This is a genomic window from Methylobacterium sp. A49B, assembly GCF_053346215.1.
In genome coordinates this window covers 49,634-56,878 of sequence record NZ_JBKFBO010000065.1, presented here as the reverse complement: position 1 = coordinate 56,878, position 7,245 = coordinate 49,634, and the positions used below count along the sequence as shown (strand labels likewise).

At 65.1% G+C, this 7,245-nt stretch carries 4 protein-coding genes; all 4 read left to right on the top strand.

Annotated elements, in window-relative coordinates; genetic code table 11:
* Positions 1–722 (top strand): hypothetical protein (locus ACLBX9_RS05590; protein WP_447718219.1); only part of this gene is annotated, 722 nt, incomplete at its 5' end.
* Between the two features lie 879 nt (positions 723–1,601).
* The gene (locus tag ACLBX9_RS05585) at positions 1,602–3,806 is read left to right on the top strand and encodes a peptidase domain-containing ABC transporter (RefSeq protein WP_447718218.1); all 2,205 of its coding nucleotides are present in this window, start codon (positions 1,602–1,604) and stop codon (positions 3,804–3,806) included.
* Positions 3,807–4,041: 235 nt separating this feature from the next.
* Complete coding sequence (locus ACLBX9_RS05580; RefSeq protein ID WP_010683974.1) at positions 4,042–5,310, top strand: HlyD family type I secretion periplasmic adaptor subunit; 1,269 nt, start codon at positions 4,042–4,044, stop codon at positions 5,308–5,310.
* A 31-nt stretch (positions 5,311–5,341) separates the two neighbouring features.
* Entirely contained in the window at positions 5,342–7,129 is a 1,788-nt protein-coding gene (locus ACLBX9_RS05575; RefSeq protein ID WP_447718217.1) for a tetratricopeptide repeat protein, read from the top strand.
* The last annotated feature ends 116 nt before the right edge of the window (positions 7,130–7,245 follow it).

The window sequence follows — 7,245 nt, the reverse complement described above, 5'->3', positions numbered from 1 at the left end:
CACCCGTGGCACCGGTCGAGCCAGTCGCGCCGGTCTCACCCGTGGCACCGGTCGAGCCAGTCGCGCCGGTCTCACCCGTGGCACCCGTCGAGCCGGTCGCGCCGGTCTCACCCGTGGCACCGGTCGAGCCAGTCGCTCCGGTCTCACCCGTGGCACCGGTCGAGCCGGTCGCGCCGGTCTCACCCGTGGCACCGGTCGAGCCAGTCGCGCCGGTCTCACCCGTGGCACCCGTCGAGCCAGTCGCGCCGGTCTCACCCGTGGCACCGGTCGAGCCAGTCGCGCCGGTCGAACCCGTGGCACCGGTCGAGCCAGTCGCGCCGGTCTCGCCCGTGGCGCCGGTCGAGCCGGTTGCGCCGGTCTCACCTGTGGCACCGGTCGAGCCAGTCGCGCCGGTCTCACCCGTGGCACCCGTCGAGCCAGTCGCGCCGGTCTCGCCCGTGGCACCGGTCGAGCCGGTTGCGCCGGTCGAGCCGGTTGCGCCGGTCGAGCCGGTTGCGCCGGTCGAGCCGGTTGCGCCGGTCGAGCCGGTTGCGCCGGTCGAGCCGGTTGCGCCGGTCTCACCTGTGGCACCCGTCGAACCCGTGGCGCCGGTCGAACCCGTGGCGCCGGTCGAACCCGTTCGGCCGGTCGCTCCGGTGGCGCCGGTCGATCCAGTGGAGCCGGTAGCACCGGTCGCTCCAGTTCCGCCCGTGGGACCGGTCGCGCCGATCGGACCAGCTTGAACTATGACCGTGCCTGAATCGATGAAGGAGACTCGTGTGCCTCCGTTCCCTGTGTTCTGAGTTTGGTTTGAGGTAACCTGTCCGTTCGACGAAGTCGTAATAAGATTGGTTACCGCAATGCTGTTACTACCACTGAAATCGACAGCTTGGAAATTGTACGACCCCGCGGGTACTGCCGTTGTGAAAGAGAATGACCCAGGAGGATTCGATGCAGATCCAATGGGGAAAGTTTGCGGGACAGATTGAGTGCTACCTAAGAGGAAATAATTACCCGACGTATCCTTTGCGTAAAAATAAATTGTCTGTGGCGTATCTGTATTAACTGTTCCGGTGAACGAGACGATGCCGTCCGTCGTGGTGTTAGGTCCGATCGTAGCCACAGCTCGGCTTCCTTTTCTGAGCCACCCGCTCGAAAGCCAAAAGGCTGAGCAAGTGAACTGGGTAGACCTCTAGACCGACGGCAAATTCCGAGATTCGGCCATTCTCGATCGGTTTACGATTGAGGCGGCTTGGCCGGCCATATGCCGGACGTTATAACTTTGTTAATCAGTTTCGGCGGCCGCGAAACAGAAGCCGGCTATCGCAAGATTCGCTATCTGGCCGGGATATTAGGCACTCGATCGTGAGCGGCGGGGCCTTCGATTGCCCCGGATCACAAAGGTAAATAAAGATATAACGTGTGGCCTATAGGCGCCGCGCGGTCGAAGGGTATAACGCGTCCGACGGGGTCTCTGCCCGGTCGGCGCCCGTGCGAGCGGATCGGTACGCGGTGCCGCAAGACCGGCGGATCCTTGATGAGGCGGAGCCAGTGCTCCGCGGAGACACGTCGCGACTGAGACGGCGTCGGCTGGGCGCAAGGTTTGAGTAGGAGTCTGCCGGTTGAGCGTCGCGGGAAAAGTCATGTCGGACGTGGCTCGGGCGCGCATCATGGCGGTCGTGCGCGTCGCCCACCATTACGGCGTCGAGCTCGACCCGAGCGATTTCCCCATAGACCCGCAGGGGGCGCTGCCCAGTCCGGCCGCTCTGGCCGAATGGGCCGCTGGCGCCGGACTCTGGGCCAAGGCGGTGCGCCTGCGCGGCTCGCAGCTCATGCGGCTCGAGAACGTCGGGCCGATCATCCTGCTTCTGAATGACGGGAACGCCGCGCTCGTCACCCAGCGCAATCCCGACAAAGGCGTCTGCTTCGTCGAGGGGCCGACCGGCACGCCTGGCGCCGGGATCGAGATCGACGAACTCCGCCTGCAGCGCGTCTGGACGAACGAAGTCCTGCTCATCCGCCGCTCGCGGACAACGACGGACGACGACGCCGACTTCTCCCTCGGCTGGCTCGCCAAGCTCGTCCTCCACGAGCGGCGCAACCTGCGCGAGATCATGACTGCATCACTGGCGGTCAGCGTTTTGCAGATTCTGCCGCCGTTCCTGGTGATGGCCGCCCTCGACCGGGTTCTTGTTCACCGGACGGTTTCGACGCTCACGTTGCTCACGCTCATGCTCGTCCTGGTGACGGCCTACGAGGCGTTGATCAGCTACGCGCGGCGCGAGATCGTGGAGGTCATGTCGACGCGGATCGATGCTCGCTTGAACGTCCACGTGTTCCGCCGCCTTCTAGCGTTGCCGATCGAGTTTTTTGAGCGCTCCCCGACCGGAGAAACGACGCATAAGGTCTCACAAGTCTTCAAGATCCGAGATTTTTTTACTGGAAAGCTCGTATCGACCGCCCTCGACTTACTGACGCTCATCGTTTTGCTACCGTTCCTATTTTACATGAGTGGCATGCTCGCGTGGATGGTTCTGATCTCATCCGCTGCCGTGGGTGGGCTGGTGATGGCGTTCCTGCCTGCTGTTCGGGCCTGCTACGGGCGCCTGATCGCGGCCGAAATTCAAAAGGGTGGTACGCTGGTCGAAACCGTTCACGGGATGCGCACGGTCAAATCGCTCGCGATCGAGGATGTGCGCAAGCGTGAGTGGGACGAGCGGGTCGCCGAATCCGGCACGGCGCGGCTTGCCGCGGGCCGCATCGTGAACTGGGCGCAGTCGCTGTCCCTTCCGCTGGAGCGTTTCATCGACCGCGGGATCCTGCTCTGCGGAGCGTATATCGTGGTCCTCGCGCCGCCCGGATCGACCGGCATCACCGCAGGCAGCTTGATCGCCTTCATGATGCTCGGCGGCCGCGTCGCCAGCCCGCTGATCAGTTTTGCCAAGCTGATGCAGGACATCGAAGAGATCCGCATGTCGGTCGGTCAGGTCGCGGAAGTGCTCAACCACCCGACCGAGACCCAAGCCACGCGGACTGGTCTGCGCCCGAGCTTCGCAGGCCAGATCACCTTCGAGGAGGTCGGCTTCCGGTATCCGGGCGCGCAGTCCGCAGCCTTGCGCGACGTCTCCTTCAGCGTGCCGGCCGGGACCATGTTGGGACTCGTCGGCCGCAGCGGATCCGGCAAGTCCACCATCGCCCGCCTTCTGCAGGGCATCAACCGAGACTACACGGGGCGCCTCAAGATCGATGGCACTGACCTGCGCGAGATCAATCTCACGCACCTGCGTCGGAGCTTCGGCGTGGTGATGCAGGATAACTTCCTGTTCCGCGGGACGGTGCGCGAGAACATCATCGCGGGCCGTCCCGGCTTGACGTTCGAGGATGTGATCCGCGCAGCTCGGATGGCGGGCGCCGAGGAATTCATCGAGCGGCTCCCCCGGGGCTACGAGACGTGGATCGAAGAGGGATCCGCAAACCTGTCAGGCGGGCAAAGACAGCGGCTCGCGATCGCGCGTGCCCTCATCACCGATCCGAAGCTGCTCATCCTGGACGAGGCGACCAGCGCGCTCGATCCCGAGAGCGAAGCGCTGGTCAACGCCAATCTTCAGCGCATCGCCAGCGGTCGGACCATGATCATCGTCTCTCACCGGCTCTCGTCCCTGCTCGATTGCAACCAGATCCTGGTGCTCGATAAGGGCAGCGCCGTCGATATCGGTCCCCACGACGACCTCGTCGAGCGCTGCGCGATCTACAAGCAGCTTTGGCAGCAACAGAATCGGCACCTCGAGGTGGCGCGTCCGAGCCAGATGTTCCTGAACGCGAGTTGACCGGAGGGCGGCGGGGGCTCGTCCCACCCGACCATCGTGGCGTCGGGCAAGAGAGGCCTCGCGTTGTATTCCGCGCATAGCAGACAGAGTTGCAGGCCTATCGATGAGTAACCCTCTCGCGAGCTGGTTCAATTTTCGAATCAGGCGGCTGCCGCCGGCGGAGGGTGACGTCGGTCCCGTCCTTCTCGAGTTTCAGTCTCCTACGGCTGCGCTCCTCGCGACGCCGGTTCGTCCCGTGGCCCGCAGCATGCTGCGCGTGGTTCTGACGATGGTAATCGCGTCGGGCGCGATCCTGGCCACGTGCCCCGTCGACGTCGTCGTCAGCGGGGCCGGGCGCATGGTCTCGACCAGCCCGACGATCGTCCTTCAGCCGCTCGAAACGTCGATCGTTCGCTCGATCAAGGTCCGCGAAGGTCAGGCCGTCCACGCGGGGCAACTTCTCGCCGAACTGGACCCGACCTTCACCGGCGCGGATGCGGGCGCCCTCGAGAACCAAGTCACCAGCTTGCAGGCGGAGGTCAATCGGCTGACAGCGGAGAGCAATGGCTCGCCGTTCCAGCCCACCGCGACCGACGCCGCGACCGTGATCCAGGTAGCGCTCTACGGGCAGCGTCAGGCGCAGTACCGATCCCAGTTGGAGAGCTTCGACCAGAAGATCAGCGGCCTGCAGACACAGCTCGCGCGCGCCGAACTCGACGCCAAAGCGTACGGCGAGCGCGCTGACATCGCGAGCGTCCTCGAAGCGAAGCGGAAGGAACTGGAGCGCCTTCAAGTGGGCAGCCAGATGAACCGGCTCGTGGCGCAGGATCAGCGCATCGAGATGCAGAGATATCTCAAGGACGCCACCGCGTCCGCAGAGCGCGCACGCAACGACCTGAACCAGATGGTTGCCGAGCGGGACGCCTTCACGCAGCAGTGGAAGTCGCAGATCAGTCAGGACATCACGCTGCGGCGCCGTAGCCTCAACGATGCGCAGGAGGGCCTGAGGAAGGCGACGCTCCGCCGGCAGCTGGTGAACTTGGTCGCCGAGCAGGACGCCATCGTCCTGAACGTCGCGAAAGTGTCCGTGGGTTCTGTCCTGCAGTCCGGTGAGCAGCTCATCACGCTCGTGCCCCGAAACACGCCGCTCGAGGTCGAGACGCGGATCGCTGCCGAAGAGGCCGGCTACGTTCACCCCGGACAGAGCGTCAGCGTGAAATTCGACACGTTCCCGTTCGTGCAGTACGGGATGGCTGAAGGTGTGGTGAAAAGCGTGAGTGCCGACAGCTTCACGGGTCAGCAGGAGACCCAGAGGGCCAGCGTCGGCGGGCAGGCAGCCAACGGTGTCTGGTTTCGCGCACGCGTGGAACTCACCGCGATCAAGTTGCACGGGCTGCCGGCAAACTTCCACATGTCGGCCGGCATGCCTGTGACCGCTGACGTGATGGTCGGGGAACGTACGATGCTGAGATATCTGTTCGCCCGCATCCTACCCGTCGGCCTCGAGGGCATGCGCGAGCCGTGAACGATCGGCCTGCTGCAGAGGCGTAAGGCGAATGAGGATCGTCGACCGATTTCTGGCTCCAGCCTCTCCAGCCGCAAGGCTGAGGCTCGGCCTCAACCTGCTGGAGAGCGGCCAGGCAAAGGATGGCGTTGCTCAGATCGGCCGGGCAGCTCAGGCCGGCTTGCCTGAAGCCCAGTATCACCTTGCGCAATGCTATCTCGATGGGACAGGGCTCCCGCGCAGCACGAAGGAAGCCGTCCGCTGGATGAGCGCCGCCGCCGAGGGCGAGCACGCGGAGGCCCAGTTCAAGCTCGCATTGCTGTGCATGCGCGGCGATGCCGGCATGGCGGAGCAAGGGTCCTCGCTCACGGACGAGCTGGCTTCCGATCCAATCAACGAGCGGAGACAGGCCGACCCTGTTACGGCGCTCCTGTGGACGCGGCGGGCCGCGGCGAACGGCTCGCCGGAGGGGCAGGCACTGCTCGGCTATATTCTTACGGCCGGTCCCGAAGCGCTGCGCGACGAGGTCGAGGGCGAGCGCTGGTATACCGCTTCGGCGAGAGCCGGCTGCCCGCAAGGGCATCTCGGTCTCGGACTGCTGCATCTCAGGAAGCAGACGCCTGACGATAACACACTTGCCGTCGCCGAGATTGAGCGGGCTGCGGCGGCCGGTCTGGGCGATGCCTTGTTTCTCCTCGGCGCGCTCACGCATGCGGGCGTCGGGGTTTCAAAGAGCGCGGAGCGCGCAGCAGAGTTGTACGCGCGCGCGGCGGAGGAGGGCATCGTCGCCGCGCAGACGAGCCTCGGTCTTGCACTTCTGAATGGCGACGGGGTCGAGAGGAACCCGCTTCTCGGAGAGACCTGGCTGAGACGCGCAGGCTTGGCAGGGGACGCACATGCCGCCGCCCTCGTCGGGCACCTGCACGCCAGAGGGGGAGACTTACCGCCGAACTTCGCGGAGGCCTCGATCTGGCTGGAGCGGGCCGCGAAGGCTGGTTACGCCGGTGCGGCACGAACCCTGAGCCAGCTCTATCAAGCCGGCATGAGTGGCGTCCAAGACGCGGAAGCAGCTGCCCATTGGCTCCGCGAAGCGGCCGACCTCGGCAATGAAAAGTCCCAGGTGGATCTCGGCAATCTGATCCTGGCCGGCGAGGGCGCGCCGGGCGATGACGTCCGGACCCGGCACTGGTTCGAACGCGGCGCCAAGCAGGGCAATCTGGCGGCGGCCTTCAACTTCGGCATCTGTCTCTCCCACGGCATCGGCGGTGGCCACGACGAGGCGCAAGCGGCCCTCTGGCTCCGGAAAGCGGCCGAGGAGATGCCGATCGCGCAGTTCTGGTATGGCCGGATGCTCGCCGAAGGCCGGGGCGTCGCGGGCGATGCCGTGGAAGGGCGCGCCTGGATCGCCCGTGCCGCGGATGCTGGCGTCCCGGAAGCGCAAGCGATGTTGGGGGAGATGATGGTCAACGGCCGCGGCGGTCCGGTCGACAGAGGCCAGGCGTTCGATCAATTCGAGCGTGCCGCCAAGAGCGGCCATATCGGCGCGATCTACGCGCTCGCTGCCATGCTCGACGGCGGATATGGACGCGAGCCTGACTTCCCGCGCGCGCTCAGTCTTTTCCAGGCGGCAGCGGAGGCGGGACACGCGGAAGCGCAACTTGCCGTAGGTCGCTACCTTGCGCGCGGACTCGCAGGCGCAAGGAATGAGGTTGAGGCGCGACGTTGGTTCAAGGCGGCGCGCGAGCAGGGTCTTCGCGATGCGGCCGTGGAACTCGAACAACTAGACCGAACAGCGTCCCAAAGAACTGGCGACGGTGGAACTACTTTCTTTGCGGCTTAACGGTATTTTGACATTGCTGAAGTGGCGGCCTACTCTCTACCGGTACCTCACATGCATTTCCATCGCGTCTAGCACCCTGCTTGTGGGGCATGCTCGGGCGGAGGAAACTCGGAGCA